This window comes from Flavonifractor sp. DFI.6.63, assembly GCF_024462255.1.
Lineage (GTDB): Bacteria > Bacillota > Clostridia > Oscillospirales > Oscillospiraceae > Lawsonibacter_A > Lawsonibacter_A hominis.
In genome coordinates this window covers 91,114-104,773 of sequence record NZ_JANGBE010000008.1, presented here as the reverse complement: position 1 = coordinate 104,773, position 13,660 = coordinate 91,114, and the positions used below count along the sequence as shown (strand labels likewise).

The following is a 13,660-nucleotide window of genomic DNA, read 5'->3' as shown; positions in this document are numbered from 1 at the left end:
CCCCCCCCCCCCCCCCCCCCCCCCCCCCCCCCCCCCCCCCCCCCCCCCCCCCCCCCCCCCCCCCCCCCCCCCCCCCCGCTCTGGTTTGCGGCAAGCGCCCGGCAGTCCGTTTGCCGCGCCTGCGCTTCTGCGCCGGATATCATACCCGGCGCAGTCCCTCCCAGCAGGCCATGATAAAGCAGTGGGGCAAAAATTTGCTGGCGACCCGCTGCACCAGGGCGGGCAGCCCGCAGGTGGTCACCGCCAGCAGACGGCTGTCCCGCAAGGCACGCCGGGCCACGGTCTCCGGCCGCAGGGCAAAGGGAAAACGGCGCACGGTCCTGCCGTTTTTGGTGTCCCGCGCCACCGCCATAAAGTCCGTCTTGATCCAGCCGGGGCACACCGCGCACACCCGGATGCCGCGGGGCGCCGCCTCCCACCGCAAGGCGCGGCTGTAACGCAGCAAAAACGCCTTGGTGGCCGCATACACATTAAAGCCGGGCAGCGGCTGGAACGCGGCGGAGGAGCAGATCTCCAGCACCCTGCCGCCCCGCCCCATGTGGGGCAGCACCGCGGCGGTAATTTCCACGGCGGAGCGGCAGTTCACATCGATCATATCGCCCGTCTCCTGAAGGGTCATATCCCTCCAGGTGCCAAACTTTCCAAAGCCAGCGGCATTGATCAGCACCCGCACGTCGGGCTCTTCCCGCTCCAGGAGGTCCCGCAGCTCCAGGATACACTCCTGTTTGGCCAGATCCAGGGCAAGGCAGCGCATGGGGGTGCTCAGCCTTCCCGCCAGCTCCTCCATCCGCCCGCCCCGGCGGGCCACGCCCCAGATCTCGTCCAATCCTCCCTGCGCGTCAAGCCGTTGGACAAACGCCCGCCCCAGGCCGGAGGACGCCCCCGTCACGATGGCGATCTTCACGCGTACCGCTCCCCTTTCCAATGCCGTTATGGTTCCGTTCAGTTTTCCCGAAACCGCCCCGGTCCATACAGGGCCAGTTTACACGCTCTCCGCAGAAAAGGCAAGGCAACAACTGAGGCAGGACCGCTTACGCGGTCCCGCCTCACAGCTTGTCGAAAAAGGCCTTTTTGACAGCCTCCTGAGTGTGACGCGCCCAAATCCGGCGAAGCCGCTTTGGGGCGCAGGCCGCGGCCCGAAGCGCACACGCGCGGGCCGGGATGTACTTTCCGCGGCGTACACGCCGCCTGTCGCTCAAGCGGCAACGCCGCCCGGGAAGATCAAGCCCGCACGGGCCTGCTGGAGGAAATAAAATCGCGGTACTTGGCCTTGCGGGCCTTGGCCTCGTCGGTGGCCATGGCGGCGCGCGCCTTGCCCTCGTTGTTCTGGATGTCGTCTCCGTGGATGAACTTGCCGGAGATGGAATCGTGGGCGTGGGGAAGCCACTTCTCGGCGTCATACTCAAAAACGTACTTGCCGTCCACGTTCTTCATGACGCCCTCCATGCCGCACAGGCAGCAGATGGCGGTGCCGTCCTCCTGCAGGAAGAAGTTATTGCTGTGGCAGTAGGGGCACACGCCCTGGGCGCCCTTGTAATCCTCGCCCATGATGCCGTGGGGCACGTTCAGGGTGCCGTCCTCCACCTTTCGGGCGGCATGGGCAATGTTCACGCCGATCTGATGGGCCTTGGCGATGGCCGCATCGTTCATGATGATGTCCAGTGACCACTTGAAGCACTCGTTATCGATCACGCACCACTTGGGCGTAAGGGCCTGCGTGTTAAAGTCGCACTGGATGCGGGTGGCCCAGTCGGAGCCGCCGATGCCCATGTAGGAGACGACCTTCTCCTTCAGGTACTTGGGGTCGATGGGCTTACCGCCCTGCTCGGCAATTTTGGCGGCGATCATGACGTTCCCGCGGTCCAGACGGGGTCCAAAGCGGTCCATGACGGTGTGGAACAGGCCGGACGCGCACTTTTCAAAGATGGGCACCGCCCAGACGATGCCGTCCGCATCGTACATCTTGTCCACCAGCCACTGAAAGTCATCCTTCAGCACGCAGGCGTTTCCGCGGCCGGAGAACAGGCTCATGACACAGGCCTTGCAGCCGGTGCAGTGCTTGATCTCCAGCTGGTTGAGATTGATGAATTCCACCTCGGCGCCGCACTCCTGCGCGCCCATCAGCGCCTCCTTGCACATGGCGTCGTTGCTGCCGTTGGGGGTCCCCCCGGAAAGGCCGAGAATCTTCATGTCCAGTTCCTCCTACATACCGTTTTGTTGTTTGTGCGCGGGTTCTGTTTCTGTCTATTTTGTCAAAAAGATTATATGCGTTCCGCTGCTTTTTGTCCAACAGTTCAATGCTGTTTCCTTCACAACCATCCGTTGTATGTTGACCTTCCGCCGGTAAACGGGTACAATAGCAGGGAAAGGAAGGCGATCCTCATGAGCGCACCGCTGATTCTGCTTTACAACCTGGACAACCCCAGGGGCTCCAAGCTCCGGCGCATGTGCCTGCCCCTGAAACTGCGCACCCGGCTGGTCTCCAAGGAGGAATACGCCCTGCCGCTGTCCGTCCTGGCGGAGGGAGACGGCAGGGCCGCGCCCCACCCGGACCAGGACTTCGACGACGAGATGCTGCTGCTCTGCGGCTTGACGGGCCCCCAGCTGGACGCCTTTCTCCAGGGCTTCCGCCGGAACAGGCTCCCGCCGGTGGCCCTCAAGGCGGTGCTCACCCGGACCAACCGGGACTGGGACTCGTTCCGGCTCCACGCGGAGCTGCTCCGTGAGCGGGAGGCCCTTGCCTCCGGCCGGGCAGTCCACGACAACGAGGACGCCTCCGGCGGCTAAAACGCGGCTTTTCCGGACAAACTGAGCGCAGTTGGAAAGGGGGCGACGGACATGGAACGCGGGCTCTGCCTTTTGCTCGGCTATCTCTGCGGCTGCTTTCTCACCGCCGAGGCGGTCGCCTGGCGGCATGCCGGCCAAAGCGCCGCCGCTCTGGGCTCCGGCAATCCCGGCATGGCCAACATCGCAAGCCAGTTGGGAAGGAGCTGGGGGGCCGTGGTGCTGCTGGGGGACATCGCAAAAACCATTTTAGCCTGGCTCCTGGGCCGTCTGCTGTGCCCCGGCCTGGCTCTGGCGCCCCTGTGGACGGGATTGGGCGCCGTATTGGGCCACAATTTCCCCTTCTGGCGGGGCTTTCGGGGCGGAAAGGGCGTGGCGGTCACCTGTGCCTGTCTGGTCCTGTTTTCCCCTCTCTGGGGCGGCCTGGCCTGTCTGGGCGGGCTGGCGGCAGTGCTTTTCTCCGGTTACCTGCCGCTGGGCGCGGTGACGATTCCTGTCCTGTTCGTCCCTCCCGCCTTTCTCTGCTACGGGCGGGAGGCTGGGGCCCTGGCCCTGATCCTGGCCCTGACGATGTTCTCCCGCCACGTGCGGGGGCTGCGCCGCATGCTCCGCGGAGAGGAGCCCCGGAAATTCCGTGGCAAACAGCGCTGAGTTGTGCTATAATATCCGGCAGAATCACTTGCAAGCGGGGGGAAACTGCCATGCACAACGAACTGACGAAAAAGGACATCCAGATGATGCGGGAGGAGCTGCATCAGCGCCGTACCGTTCTGCGGCCCCAACTGTTGGAAGCGGTGAAGGAGGCCCGGGCCTTCGGAGATCTGAGCGAAAACTTCGAATACAAGGCCGCCAAGCAGGAAAAGAACCAAAACGAGCGCCGCATCCGTTTTTTGGAGAACATGATCCGAACCGCGGTGGTCATTTCAGACCAATCCCAGGCCGATACGGTGGGACTGTTTGACAAGGTCACCATCCGCTTGGCCGACGACGATGTGGACGAGACCTATCAGGTCGTCACCACCATGCGTCAGGACGCCCTCCGCGGCCGGATCAGCAAGGAATCTCCTGTGGGGAAGGCCCTGCTGGGCCGCCGCGTGGGAGAGCGTTTCCATATCCAGGTCAGCGAACGCTATGGCTACGACGCGGTGGTGCGTGCCATCGAAAAGAGCGAGGACGACGGCTCCGCGCCCCTGAACCGTTTCTGAACCGCGCGCCCGGGATCTGCTACAGGTCCCGGGCGCGCGGTTCGATTGATTGCAAGCGGCTTTCGGCGGGCTGCCCCGCCTCAGCTTCGCTTTTGCCGCCAAGGCTGCGGCGGTTTCTCCCCTCCTCACGCCTCAGGCCCTGAGCGGAAGCATTCCGCCAGGGCCTGAAGCATGCCCGGGCAAAGAGCCGATGGCCCGCCCCGGAAAAATGCACTCCGTCGAAGGCCGGCTCCACGCCCCGGGCCCCCGCATCGGCAAATCCGACGCCAAGCTTCCGCGCCAGGGAGCGTTTCCGGCAACGGTTCCGCCTTGCCCGCACAGCAATCCCCAAAAATCGAATCCCCCCGCGTTCCCGGCGCCGCCGGGGAATAACGGGCGTTCCGGGAAACAAAGCGCAAATCGCCGCTGTGCGGCCGCTCCGCACGGCAGCTGCCGTGCAATTGCGCAAACGGACTGCAAACAGCTTCTGTACGCGATTCAGGCATGGAACGCTTTGAGCTTTCAGGCGGCCGGCTTGGCCCTGCGTTCATTCAGATACCTTTGCCCGGCTCCGTTTGCAAGGCGTCCATTTCCATAATACAATATTTTTGGAACTGATTTTATATTTTTCCTTTTTTCGGGTGAAATTTTCTTGCATATTTCCAGATTTTGTTTTATTATGGTTGCAGTGAACCATAAAAAAGGAGTTATTGTTGTGACTGATATCTATGATATCCTCTCCAGGCTCGGCGTCGTGCGGAAATACCTGGGCAGAGACTACCTGGCTTACAGCATCCGGATCACCCTGCAGAATGAAAATTACTTTTTTCTGGTGACCAAGTGCCTTTATCCTGACGTAGCCAGTCATTTCAATACGAACTGGAAGCGTGTGGAACGGGATATACGTACGGCCGTCAAGGCGGCATGGAAATCCAACCGGGCCTATCTGGAAGAACTGGCCTGCCGGCCCTTGAACGACCCGCCCAAACCCATTGAATTCATCGATATCATTGTTACCCATCTGATCCGGGAGAAGGCGGCAGCCCCTTGCTGGAAGGCCCGGGCCGAGTAAACCGCCGGGCGCAGGCCGGCGCCTTCGCCTTTTCGGTCCGCGCCCGGCGTTTCAAACGAAACGAGCTGTGCTCCAGGTATCTCCGGGCACAGCCGTCTCCGTGTTGATCCGCTCTGTTCAGTTCGCTTTGACAACCGTGAGCAGCATTTTGAATGGGGTACGCGCCTGCACCGCATGCGGGATCCCGGCCGGCATGATAATGGCGCTGCCCGCCGGGACCGTATGCGCCGCGCCGCCGATCGTGATCTGCGCCTCGCCGTCTAAAACATAAACCATGGCGTCGCCGGGCGCAGCATGGGTGCTGATGCCTTCTCCCGCATCAAAGGCAAACAACGTCATTCCCACGCCGGGACGCTGGGTCAGGGTGAGGCTGACGACCTTGCCCTTCTCGTAAGCCACCTGCTCTTTCAGCGGCAGAGGCTGCGCACGGTCCAAATTCTTGATGAGCTGTTCCATCTGTTTTCCTCCAACTTTTTTGATTATTGCACGGTAATCTGCAGCAGCTTGAATGCGGGCCCGCCTCCCACCGCGTGCAGCGTGCCCGCCGGCACCGCCATACAGTCGCCGGCCCCGAGCAGGTGGCAAGCGCCGTTAACCCGTAACGGCATCTCCCCCTCCAAAACATAGTAGAAGGTGTCTCCCGGATAGCTCTCCTCGCTGACGCCCTCCTTATCAGCGAAGGCGAGCAGCGTCATTTGGCAATGCTCATTCCGGGAAAGCGCCATGCTCACCACACGGTTCGGCTGGAATGTGACCATACCGGAGAGCTGTTCTGTATGGTTGATGGGAAGATGTTTGAATTGCTGCATGGATTCCGCTCCTTCCATGGGACAAGATTGTTTATAGTATAGCACAAAATCAGAAAAAAACGGTTGCAGCTGCAACCATTTTTTTCTGATTTTTAAACCCATCCTTTTCCGCACAGCGTCTGCGGGATTTGATCCGCTGCACCCGACGGCCTCCCCCGCAGTCGGAACGCTCCACTTTGCTGCGCTTTGGCATTGCAAACGTTTTGGCAGCAAAGCGGCTGGAAAATAACGCAATTTTTATTGCGTCCTGCCGTAATACGCGATATAATATGAAATATGACAAAATGAGAACGGACTCTGGCACGGAACCATCCCGTTTCGGAGTACCGTTTCTGTGGTTCGCCCTGATTTTTCCGGTCCTTTATAAAATCGCGTCTTCAATCACCTCGCGCAAGTGGATGATTTCCAGCTGCAGCCGGTTGCAAATCTCTACGAAGTGCTGGGCAGTCTCTGTGCTTAAAAACACGTCCGGAATGTATGCAACCTGTTCCTGCTGCTGTTCTACGATTTGATAGGCACACACACCAAAAGCAGTATATACGCCTAAGTCGTGATCATGGAACTCCTCCTGAACCGCCTGATAAGCAACCATGATGGCTTCTCCTCTCTGTGGTTTCTTTTGTTCTGGTCCCTATCTTAGCACAACAGGCACCGGTTGTACGCTTTTGGTGAAAACAGGGCGTTGGTCGATGAATTTGTCATAGTTCGGCCTGCGGCAGCAACAATATCTTGTTGAAAAAGCACACCATATTTTCTATTATATGGAATATCGTGTGTTTTGCTTTGGTGGTTCAATTCCTGCCCTTTCATCAAATCGGGAGGTGTTTTCATGCACATCGCGGTCTGTGACGACAGTGCCTTTGACCGTGAATTGATTGTTGAACTGCTACACATCTATTTCGCACAAAAACCATTTCAATACAAATTGGCCCAATATAACAGCGGCATCAATCTGGTGTGCGACGTAGAGGATGGCTGCTGGTTTGATATCATCTTTCTGGATATCTATATGAACGGCCTGCTCGGCATCGACGCGGCGCACAAGCTTCGCGCCCTTGGTTTTGACGGCGCGATCATTTTTCTGACCGCCTCGGCTGATTTCGCGGTGGACAGCTATGACGTGGCGGCCGCCGGATACCTGCTCAAGCCCCACAGCTTCGATAAGCTGTGCCGGTGTATGGACCGCGTCCTTCAGGATTTTGATACCTGCACGTACCAGGTACAGCAGCGGATGCGAATCGTCCGTGTACCGTATACCGAGATCACGTTCATAGAGAGCTCCAACTCCAAGTGTATCCTCCACCGCAGCGACGGCAGTTGTTACATCGTCTATAAAAAGCTGGGAAAAATCGAGGCGGAACTCAGCGACAACCGTTTTCTCCGCTGTCATCAGAGCTATCTGGTCAACATGGACTTTATCGCCCAGGCCGACCGCCAATTTCATTTGACCACCGGCGAGAGCGTATTGATCCGCCAGCGGGATCTGAAATCCATCCGTCAGGCCTATCTGGATTATGTCCAACCGCAGGCGAACCCCAAGCCCATTCCATAACGGCCCTGTTCTGGAAGCCAGCTTATCTCATCTGATCAATAAACCGCCAACCAAAAAGGATGGAGAATTGCTCAAAACGGCAATTCTCCATCCTTTTTCAGATCAGGCTTTCATCGGGCCGCGGCCTTCCGCCGCCGTCTATTCCTCCGTCTCCCCGCCGCCGGGGAGCTCCAGATAGGGTCTGAAGATACGCTCCAACGGCAAAGAGGCCAGCAGCGCGGCCACGGCCGGCAGAACCAGCACCGGGATCCAGAAGGAGAGACACGCCCACGCGGCCGCCGCCGTCAGCAGCCCCAGCAGCAGCGTGGAAGGAAGATGGTTCAGCGCCAGTTTCCAGCAGGTGCCGATCAGTCCTCCCGCGCCGAAGGTGAACCGTGAGAGCACGGGGAAGAGATAGCTGATCATCCCGATGGGCAGAAGCAGCAAAAGCAGATAGGCATAGTAAAGGACCACGCCCGCCTTCCCCGTCATCGCCAGCCGGTAAAGGAAATTTCCCAGGCCGTACAGCAGAACCGCCGCCGCCAGCACTGCAAGCGAAGTAAGCGCGCCCACCTTGAAATTGAGCCGAAAGGAATGGAAGAAGCGCTGGTAAATGTTCCCTGCCTCCCCGCGGCGCAAGATCTTGACCGCCGCGTCGTACAACGCCGCCGTCGCCGGGCCAAGGGTAACCAGCGGAATGCTGCACAGCGCCCACATCAAACTCAGCATCACCAGGTCCGCCAGCTTGTCCGCGGTCCGGAAAAAGGCGTTCTCCGGGTTGAATATTCTGCCAAACAAATCTGCCGCCTCCTCTCCGCATTACGTCCGACACTGCCTTTATTGTACCCCATTCCGGCCCTCAGGTCAATCACACGCTGCGGGCGCCTGATTTTCACCTTTACAGGCGGCGGCGTCTTCGGTATAATATGGTACAAAGGCAGAATACCTGTGGTATTCCAACCGGTTTTGCGGATGGAGCAGGAAAGGAGCGCCAAGCCAATGCCAACTCAGCATGATACCAACGCGCTGGTCCAGGCCCCGGAGAGCAAGCAGCAGCAAGTCTACAAGCTCATCCGGGACGCCATCCTGCGCGATGAATTTCCCGCCGGCACCGTCATGGTGGAACGCAAACTGTGCGATATCTATGGGGTCAGCCGTTCCCCCATCCGAAACGCCCTTCAGCAGCTCACCTTTGAGGGGTTTCTCTCCTACCAGCCCGGCAAGGGTACGGTCGTGGCGGATTTCTCTCTGGAGGATATCCTGGAGGTCTATGACCTGATCGAGCTGTGCCAGCTCTATGCCGTTCGTCTGTGGGCCGAACGCCCCGACGCGTTCGCTCTGGAGACGTTGGGCCGGATCATCCAGCGCAACCGGCAGGCCATCGACAGCGGCGATCCCTATGAGACCTCCGTATGGGACCAGCGCTTCCATGAATTTATTGTGGCAAAGGCCGGCAACCACCGTTTGCAGGGCATCTATGAGCAGCTTCACAACCAGCAGCTGCGCTTTATCGCCCGTTCCCTCCACGACATGACCCTCTCGGAGCGTTCCTGTCAGGAGCACAAGGCGATCTGTGAGCAGCTCGCCGCCGGGGACGCCGCCGCCGCCGAGCAGGCGGTCCGCCGGCATTACGCCTCCCTGCGCCAGTATTACGTCCATCTGCTCATCAGTAAAGACTACCGGGCCTGACCCGGCTCCGGCGTGCCCATGGCCAGAGCCGTACGTATCCTGCGGAAAGGGACCTGATCGACATGCGTTACTACTTCGCCCCCATGGAGGGGGTGACCGGCTGGCTCTTTCGCCAGGCCCACCGCCACTGGTTCTCCGGGGTGGACCGGTACTTCATGCCCTTTCTTTCGCCCCGGCAGGAACACGCCTTCACCCGCCGGGAGGCCTCCGATTTTCTGCCTGAGCACAATCGGGGCCTGTACGCCGTACCCCAGCTGCTCACCCGCAGCGCGGATGATTTTCTTTGGGCCGCCGGAGTGCTGGCAGACCTGGGTTATCGGGAGGTCAACCTGAATCTGGGCTGTCCTTCCGGCACGGTGGTGGCCAAGGGAAAGGGCTCGGGCCTTCTGGGGCGGAGGGAGGAATTAGAGCGCCTGCTGGACGGCATCTATGCCCGTGCCGGCATCCCCGTCTCCATCAAAACCCGGCTCGGCCTGAGGGACCCGGAGGAATTTTTCCCTCTGCTGGAGCTTTTCAACCGCTATCCCGTCTGCGAGCTGATCATCCACCCTAGGGTGCAGAAGGACTTTTACCGGAATCAGCCACGGCTGGACGCCTTTGCCGCCGCACTGGCAAGCTGCCGCGCCCCGGTGTGCTACAATGGGGACCTGGTCACGGCGGCGGACTGCGCCGCCCTGATCCGGCGCTTTCCCGGCGTAACGGCCCTGATGGCGGGCCGGGGGGCCGTGGCCGACCCGGCGCTTTTCTCCAAGGCCCGGGGCGGACCGGGCGCAGACCGCGGGGCGCTGCGCGCCTTCCACGACGAACTCTACGCGGGTTATGCGCAGGCCTTCGGCAGCCGCCGCAACGCCACCCTGCGGATGAAGGAATTCTGGTCCTATCTGCTGGGCCTGTTTCAGGACGGGGCGGGCCAGGCCAAGGCCCTGCGCAAGGCGGCCGACCCGGCCGCCTATGAAGCGGCGGTGAATCATATCTTCCAGTCGCTCCCCCTTCGGGAGGATGCGGCGGTCATCTGGTGAGGGGAACGGTTCGTGTCTTATTGGGTCTATATGCTGCGCTGCCGGGACGGCTCTCTTTATACCGGCAGCACCACCGACGTGGAGCGCCGCTGCGCCCTCCACAACGCGGGAAAGGGCGCCAAATACACCCGCAGCCATGGTCCGGTGGAGGTGGTCTATCGGGAAGCCTGTGCCGACCGGTCCGCGGCGCTGCGCCGGGAGGCCGCCATCAAGCGCCTGACCCGGTCGGAAAAACTGGCGCTGTGCCGCTGAGATAGTCCCGCACCAGATAGCCGTAGGTCCCGCTCCCGGAAGGGGCGGAATCCCGCCCGGTGACCCAGGAGAGACGAGCCACCGGATCCAGTTCCACCAGGGCGTACTGCTCCACCGCATGGTAGCGTACCCGGCCCATTGCTCCGGGGGCCACTATGGTAACCTCGGCATACTGCCGCGGCGCGCCCGCCGGATCGTCTACCAGATAGCGCGCCGTTGCGCCCAGCGGCAGGACCAGGATGGACAGCAGTACCCACGCACACAGCGGGACCAACGCCGCAGCGGACAGCAGGCGTGGCAGCAGCGGCAGACGGGCGCGCACCAGCAGGGCCACTGCCAGTACTGCCAGCGCCCCGCCCAGCAGAACATTCTGGCAAAAGGCGGCGCCCAGCGCCGCAGCGGGCGAGAGCAGCGCGCACCACAGCCCGCCCCGCCCATTCCACCGGTAACGCCGCAGTCCGGCCGCGGCCAGCGCCGTCAGGGCAAAATAGCTCCACTCCCAGGCCCAGCGGGCGCCGCTTTGAAATCCCATCCGGGTCTGGAACAGTACGGGCAGCAGCAGCCATCCCAGCAGCAGCACGGGAACAAGCGTTCCCCGGAACCATCGCTCACATGCAAAGCGTCGCATCCGGCATCTCCTTTCAGGTATCGAATTCCAGATAGTAGAGGGTGCCGCTTTGGGCATCGTAGAGGGCCGCGGTATAATTCCAGGAGCCCCGCCGGTTCAGGGGGCGTTCATCCTGCTGACGGTCCCGGAAGTACCAGTAGCAGTTGTCGTTCCCCCTGGGCCAGCCGCCCTCCCCCGCCGGGCCGCCTTCGTACAGGATGCCGCCCAGATAATCGTCAAACGGCCCCTCATTCCACAGGTCGCCCCGGCGGAGGATGCCGTCCTCCACCGACGGGGCGTCCTCCGGAGCGAAGGCCAGCTCCACCAACAGCAGGCCGTCCCCGTGGAACCCGCCATGGCTGTCCTGATAGGTCACCGACTCCGTCCGGGGCAGGTCAAGGCCCACCTGCCGTCCCACATAATCCGCCCGGGAGCCCGAACAGCCGCACAGCGCCAGCAACAGCAACAGCGGCGGCAGCGCCGCGCAGCCGTTACGCCGTTTCATGCGCACCCGCTCCGCCCCTCCGCCAGGGGTGACCGGCCAGCGCCAGCGCATTCAGCAGCAGAGTCCCCAGGAAAAGCCCCCCGGTGCACAGCCGGAACGCGCCCGCCGTGTCCAACAGCGCGGACCAGTCCCGGCTGTCGGCCAGATGGCCCAGGTAGAAGACCACCAGGCACAAAGCAAGCGAACAGGAGGCTGCGCTGGCGGCAGAGCATACGGCCGCTTCCCGGCGGGTAGCTTTATCCCTCCGGACCAGGGCGGCGACCGGCAGGGCCCAGGCGATCCCTCCCAACGCCAGACTGCCCAGATTGAGCCAGGCATAACCCATGTCGTATTTCCCCTTTCCTAAGAGCGTTTTCCCGCATCATCGGGCACATATTCCAGAATATCCCCCGGCTGACAGTCCAGGGCCTTGCAGATGGCCTCCAGGGTCGTGAAGCGCACCGCCTTGGCGTGGTTGTTTTTCAGGATGGACAGGTTGGCCAGGGTCAGGTCCACCCGCTGGGCCAGTTCGTTCAGGCTCATCTTCCGTTTCGCCATCATGACGTCCAGATTGACCATGATCGCCATCGTTCCGCCCCCTTAAATGGTCAGGTCATTCTCTTCCTTCAGTTCGGCGGCCTGACGGAAGAGGGCGGACATGACCATGCACAAAAGGCCCGCCATCAGGAAGATGGGGACAAACAGGGCGTTATAGGTGAGCAGCGGAGCGGCGGAGCGGTAGTAAAACAGCCCCCACACCACCCGTGCCAGCGCGGCGGCGGAGATCAGAAAACAGCACAGGGCCGCCCGGCGCATGCTGACGCCGTTTTCCCGGCAGAAGGGGGTCCGGCAGATAACGGTCCCGAGCACCCGCCGCCCCTGCCAGAGGATCACCGCCGTACACACTCCGCAGAACAGGAGGAACAAGGTGAGGACGACGCTGTAAACGTCCGAGGACCATACCCATCCCCAACTCATTGCAAAGACCACCGCAAGACGCAGCGGAACCTCCAGCAGATTTTCATAGGGCGTGAGACTCAGCAGGCCCTCCGCTCCTCGGGTCATGCTCAGCCCCGGCACCAACAGCAGGGAGAGCAGATTGCACACAAACGTGATGGTCACCAGGACGTTCAATACCCTCGCCAGCTTTTGTACTCCGGTCATATCCATCTTCTCACCTCTCTCAGAAAGGATAGCATGCATTATATTGATTGTCAATTCTTTTTTATCGTTATTCAATAAATTTTTACCGAAGAAAAAGGAGATGGTCCCGGCCATCTCCTTTTTTCCCGCCGTTTCACTAAACCCGGATCTCCCCCAGGATGGCCCCGATGGGTCCCGCGATCACCAGATCGGCGTTCTTGTCGTAGGGCGTGGGGCTTTTGTTGATGAGCACCAGATGCCGCCCCTGGTAATAGCGGATCAGGCCCGCCGCCGGGTACACCGCCAGAGAGGTCCCGCCGATGAGGAGCAGGTCCGCCCGGGCAATGGCCAGCAGGGCCGCCTCCATGGTCTGCTGGTCCAGCGGCTCCTCATAGAGCACCACGTCAGGCTTTATGATCCCGCCGCAGGCCGGGCACCTAGGTACGCCCTGACTGCGCAGCACGAACTTCAGATCGTAGAACCGGCGGCACTTCCTGCAGAAATTGCGGTGGACGCTGCCGTGCAGCTCGTACACGTTTTTGCTCCCCGCCGCCTGGTGAAGTCCGTCGATGTTCTGGGTGATCACCGCGGAGAGCTTTCCCGCCCGCTCCAGCTCCGCCAGCTTCCAATGGGCGGCGTTGGGCCTGGCGTCGGGAAAGAGCATTTTATCGCGGTAAAACCGGTAGAATTCTTCTGGGGAACGCTCAAAAAACGTGCGGCTCAAAATTGTCTCGGGCGGATAGGGATACTGCTGGTTGTACAGGCCGTCCACACTGCGGAAATCCGGAATGCCGCTCTCGGTGGACACGCCCGCGCCGCCGAAAAATACGATATTCGGACTGTCTGTGATCCATTCCTGAAGCCGCGCCTGCTTTTCGTTCATAAAAACCTCCTGATCCGCGGCGGCGGGTACACGCCCCGCCCTATGGTTTCTTCCGGTGGCGGCAATACGTGTGTGGACAGCTGGAGCAGCCGCCGCAGCCGCAGCCCCGCTTGCCCCTGAGCCGCTGATGGAAGCGGTAGATCAGGTAGGCCGCCGCCCACAGGATCAAAACCGCCACGCCGATGTAAATGACATACTTCATG

At 61.2% G+C, this 13,660-nt stretch carries 20 protein-coding genes and 1 pseudogene; 8 read left to right on the top strand and 13 right to left on the bottom strand.

Annotation, left to right across the window (positions count from 1 at the left end):
* Nucleotides 1–139: 139 nt before the first annotated feature.
* Both NE547_RS06560 and NE547_RS06555 read right to left on the bottom strand, forming a co-directional pair.
* On the bottom strand, nucleotides 140–904 hold the full coding sequence (locus tag NE547_RS06560) for an SDR family NAD(P)-dependent oxidoreductase (protein WP_186907204.1): 765 nt from the start codon (nucleotides 902–904) through the stop codon (nucleotides 140–142).
* A 317-nt stretch (nucleotides 905–1,221) separates the two neighbouring features.
* Entirely contained in the window at nucleotides 1,222–2,190 is a 969-nt protein-coding gene (locus NE547_RS06555; RefSeq protein WP_186907123.1) for a flavodoxin family protein, read from the bottom strand.
* A gap of 192 nt (nucleotides 2,191–2,382) precedes the next feature.
* Between NE547_RS06555 and NE547_RS06550 the strand changes: the two genes are divergently transcribed.
* The 4 genes from NE547_RS06550 (at nucleotide 2,383) to NE547_RS06535 (ending at nucleotide 5,040) form a co-directional block, all read left to right on the top strand.
* Entirely contained in the window at nucleotides 2,383–2,787 is a 405-nt protein-coding gene (locus NE547_RS06550) for a DUF3783 domain-containing protein (protein WP_256175058.1), read from the top strand.
* 51 nt (nucleotides 2,788–2,838) lie between these two features.
* On the top strand, nucleotides 2,839–3,435 hold the full coding sequence (locus tag NE547_RS06545; protein ID WP_186907122.1) for a glycerol-3-phosphate acyltransferase: 597 nt from the start codon (nucleotides 2,839–2,841) through the stop codon (nucleotides 3,433–3,435).
* Between the two features lie 50 nt (nucleotides 3,436–3,485).
* Entirely contained in the window at nucleotides 3,486–3,989 is a 504-nt protein-coding gene (locus NE547_RS06540) for a GreA/GreB family elongation factor (protein WP_186907121.1), read from the top strand.
* Between the two features lie 694 nt (nucleotides 3,990–4,683).
* The gene (locus tag NE547_RS06535; RefSeq protein WP_256175056.1) at nucleotides 4,684–5,040 is read left to right on the top strand and encodes a sporulation initiation factor Spo0A C-terminal domain-containing protein; all 357 of its coding nucleotides are present in this window, start codon (nucleotides 4,684–4,686) and stop codon (nucleotides 5,038–5,040) included.
* A gap of 117 nt (nucleotides 5,041–5,157) precedes the next feature.
* On the opposite strand, the gene NE547_RS06530 is transcribed toward NE547_RS06535, so the two are convergent.
* The 3 genes and pseudogenes from NE547_RS06530 to NE547_RS06520 all read right to left on the bottom strand — a co-directional run.
* Nucleotides 5,158–5,496, bottom strand: a complete 339-nt coding sequence (locus NE547_RS06530) for a cupin domain-containing protein (RefSeq protein ID WP_186907119.1) — start codon at nucleotides 5,494–5,496, stop codon at nucleotides 5,158–5,160.
* Nucleotides 5,497–5,519: 23 nt separating this feature from the next.
* A complete protein-coding gene (locus NE547_RS06525; protein ID WP_186907118.1) occupies nucleotides 5,520–5,849 on the bottom strand; it encodes a cupin domain-containing protein in 330 nt (109 codons plus the stop codon).
* A 361-nt stretch (nucleotides 5,850–6,210) separates the two neighbouring features.
* Nucleotides 6,211–6,450, bottom strand: a pseudogene (locus NE547_RS06520) (DUF6514 family protein); the annotation flags it as partial.
* A gap of 228 nt (nucleotides 6,451–6,678) precedes the next feature.
* Here NE547_RS06520 and NE547_RS06515 point away from each other — a divergent pair.
* A complete protein-coding gene (locus tag NE547_RS06515) occupies nucleotides 6,679–7,401 on the top strand; it encodes a LytTR family DNA-binding domain-containing protein (RefSeq protein ID WP_256175054.1) in 723 nt (240 codons plus the stop codon).
* Between the two features lie 138 nt (nucleotides 7,402–7,539).
* Here the strand turns inward: NE547_RS06515 and NE547_RS06510 are convergent, their stop codons facing one another.
* Nucleotides 7,540–8,178: a YesL family protein gene (locus NE547_RS06510; RefSeq protein WP_256175052.1), complete on the bottom strand. Its 639-nt coding sequence runs from the start codon at nucleotides 8,176–8,178 to the stop codon at nucleotides 7,540–7,542.
* A 201-nt stretch (nucleotides 8,179–8,379) separates the two neighbouring features.
* On the opposite strand from NE547_RS06510, the gene NE547_RS06505 reads away from it, so the two are divergent.
* The 3 genes from NE547_RS06505 to NE547_RS06495 all read left to right on the top strand — a co-directional run bounded on the left by NE547_RS06505 (nucleotide 8,380) and on the right by NE547_RS06495 (nucleotide 10,340).
* Nucleotides 8,380–9,069, top strand: a complete 690-nt coding sequence (locus NE547_RS06505) for a GntR family transcriptional regulator (RefSeq protein ID WP_256175051.1) — start codon at nucleotides 8,380–8,382, stop codon at nucleotides 9,067–9,069.
* Nucleotides 9,070–9,131: 62 nt separating this feature from the next.
* Entirely contained in the window at nucleotides 9,132–10,088 is a 957-nt protein-coding gene (locus NE547_RS06500) for a tRNA-dihydrouridine synthase (protein WP_243204714.1), read from the top strand.
* Nucleotides 10,089–10,100: 12 nt separating this feature from the next.
* Complete coding sequence (locus tag NE547_RS06495; protein WP_352408573.1) at nucleotides 10,101–10,340, top strand: GIY-YIG nuclease family protein; 240 nt, start codon at nucleotides 10,101–10,103, stop codon at nucleotides 10,338–10,340.
* On the opposite strand, the gene NE547_RS06490 is transcribed toward NE547_RS06495, so the two are convergent.
* The 7 genes from NE547_RS06490 to NE547_RS06460 all read right to left on the bottom strand — a co-directional run bounded on the left by NE547_RS06490 (nucleotide 10,297) and on the right by NE547_RS06460 (nucleotide 13,659).
* Nucleotides 10,297–10,968, bottom strand: a complete 672-nt coding sequence (locus NE547_RS06490; protein WP_256175049.1) for a hypothetical protein — start codon at nucleotides 10,966–10,968, stop codon at nucleotides 10,297–10,299. The two genes, NE547_RS06495 and NE547_RS06490, sit on opposite strands and share 44 nt — an antisense overlap.
* Nucleotides 10,969–10,981: 13 nt before the next feature.
* Complete coding sequence (locus NE547_RS06485) at nucleotides 10,982–11,452, bottom strand: hypothetical protein (protein WP_256175048.1); 471 nt, start codon at nucleotides 11,450–11,452, stop codon at nucleotides 10,982–10,984.
* Nucleotides 11,439–11,777, bottom strand: a complete 339-nt coding sequence (locus NE547_RS06480) for a hypothetical protein (protein ID WP_256175047.1) — start codon at nucleotides 11,775–11,777, stop codon at nucleotides 11,439–11,441. The genes NE547_RS06485 and NE547_RS06480 overlap by 14 nt, the downstream gene beginning before the upstream one ends.
* 17 nt (nucleotides 11,778–11,794) lie before the next feature.
* A complete protein-coding gene (locus NE547_RS06475; RefSeq protein WP_186907109.1) occupies nucleotides 11,795–12,019 on the bottom strand; it encodes a helix-turn-helix transcriptional regulator in 225 nt (74 codons plus the stop codon).
* 12 nt (nucleotides 12,020–12,031) lie between these two features.
* Entirely contained in the window at nucleotides 12,032–12,601 is a 570-nt protein-coding gene (locus NE547_RS06470) for a DUF2975 domain-containing protein (RefSeq protein ID WP_256175046.1), read from the bottom strand.
* Nucleotides 12,602–12,731: 130 nt separating this feature from the next.
* Complete coding sequence (locus NE547_RS06465; RefSeq protein ID WP_186907108.1) at nucleotides 12,732–13,457, bottom strand: NAD-dependent protein deacylase; 726 nt, start codon at nucleotides 13,455–13,457, stop codon at nucleotides 12,732–12,734.
* 40 nt (nucleotides 13,458–13,497) lie between these two features.
* On the bottom strand, nucleotides 13,498–13,659 hold the full coding sequence (locus NE547_RS06460) for a FeoB-associated Cys-rich membrane protein (RefSeq protein ID WP_186907107.1): 162 nt from the start codon (nucleotides 13,657–13,659) through the stop codon (nucleotides 13,498–13,500).
* Nucleotide 13,660: the final 1 nt, after the last annotated feature.

Excerpts from the sequence above, each read along its gene's own strand:
- NE547_RS06555 (WP_186907123.1), bottom strand. The coding sequence starts at position 2,190 with ATGAAGATTCTCGGCCTTTCCGGGGGGACCCCCAACGGCAGCAACGAC.
- NE547_RS06550 (WP_256175058.1), top strand. The coding sequence starts at position 2,383 with ATGAGCGCACCGCTGATTCTGCTTTACAACCTGGACAACCCCAGGGGC.
- NE547_RS06545 (WP_186907122.1), top strand. The coding sequence starts at position 2,839 with ATGGAACGCGGGCTCTGCCTTTTGCTCGGCTATCTCTGCGGCTGCTTT.
- NE547_RS06540 (WP_186907121.1), top strand. The coding sequence starts at position 3,486 with ATGCACAACGAACTGACGAAAAAGGACATCCAGATGATGCGGGAGGAG.
- NE547_RS06530 (WP_186907119.1), bottom strand. The coding sequence starts at position 5,496 with ATGGAACAGCTCATCAAGAATTTGGACCGTGCGCAGCCTCTGCCGCTG.
- NE547_RS06525 (WP_186907118.1), bottom strand. The coding sequence starts at position 5,849 with ATGCAGCAATTCAAACATCTTCCCATCAACCATACAGAACAGCTCTCC.
- NE547_RS06515 (WP_256175054.1), top strand. The coding sequence starts at position 6,679 with ATGCACATCGCGGTCTGTGACGACAGTGCCTTTGACCGTGAATTGATT.
- NE547_RS06505 (WP_256175051.1), top strand. The coding sequence starts at position 8,380 with ATGCCAACTCAGCATGATACCAACGCGCTGGTCCAGGCCCCGGAGAGC.
- NE547_RS06500 (WP_243204714.1), top strand. The coding sequence starts at position 9,132 with ATGCGTTACTACTTCGCCCCCATGGAGGGGGTGACCGGCTGGCTCTTT.
- NE547_RS06490 (WP_256175049.1), bottom strand. The coding sequence starts at position 10,968 with ATGCGACGCTTTGCATGTGAGCGATGGTTCCGGGGAACGCTTGTTCCC.
- NE547_RS06485 (WP_256175048.1), bottom strand. The coding sequence starts at position 11,452 with ATGAAACGGCGTAACGGCTGCGCGGCGCTGCCGCCGCTGTTGCTGTTG.
- NE547_RS06480 (WP_256175047.1), bottom strand. The coding sequence starts at position 11,777 with ATGGGTTATGCCTGGCTCAATCTGGGCAGTCTGGCGTTGGGAGGGATC.
- NE547_RS06475 (WP_186907109.1), bottom strand. The coding sequence starts at position 12,019 with ATGGCGATCATGGTCAATCTGGACGTCATGATGGCGAAACGGAAGATG.
- NE547_RS06470 (WP_256175046.1), bottom strand. The coding sequence starts at position 12,601 with ATGGATATGACCGGAGTACAAAAGCTGGCGAGGGTATTGAACGTCCTG.
- NE547_RS06465 (WP_186907108.1), bottom strand. The coding sequence starts at position 13,457 with ATGAACGAAAAGCAGGCGCGGCTTCAGGAATGGATCACAGACAGTCCG.
- NE547_RS06460 (WP_186907107.1), bottom strand. The coding sequence starts at position 13,659 with ATGAAGTATGTCATTTACATCGGCGTGGCGGTTTTGATCCTGTGGGCG.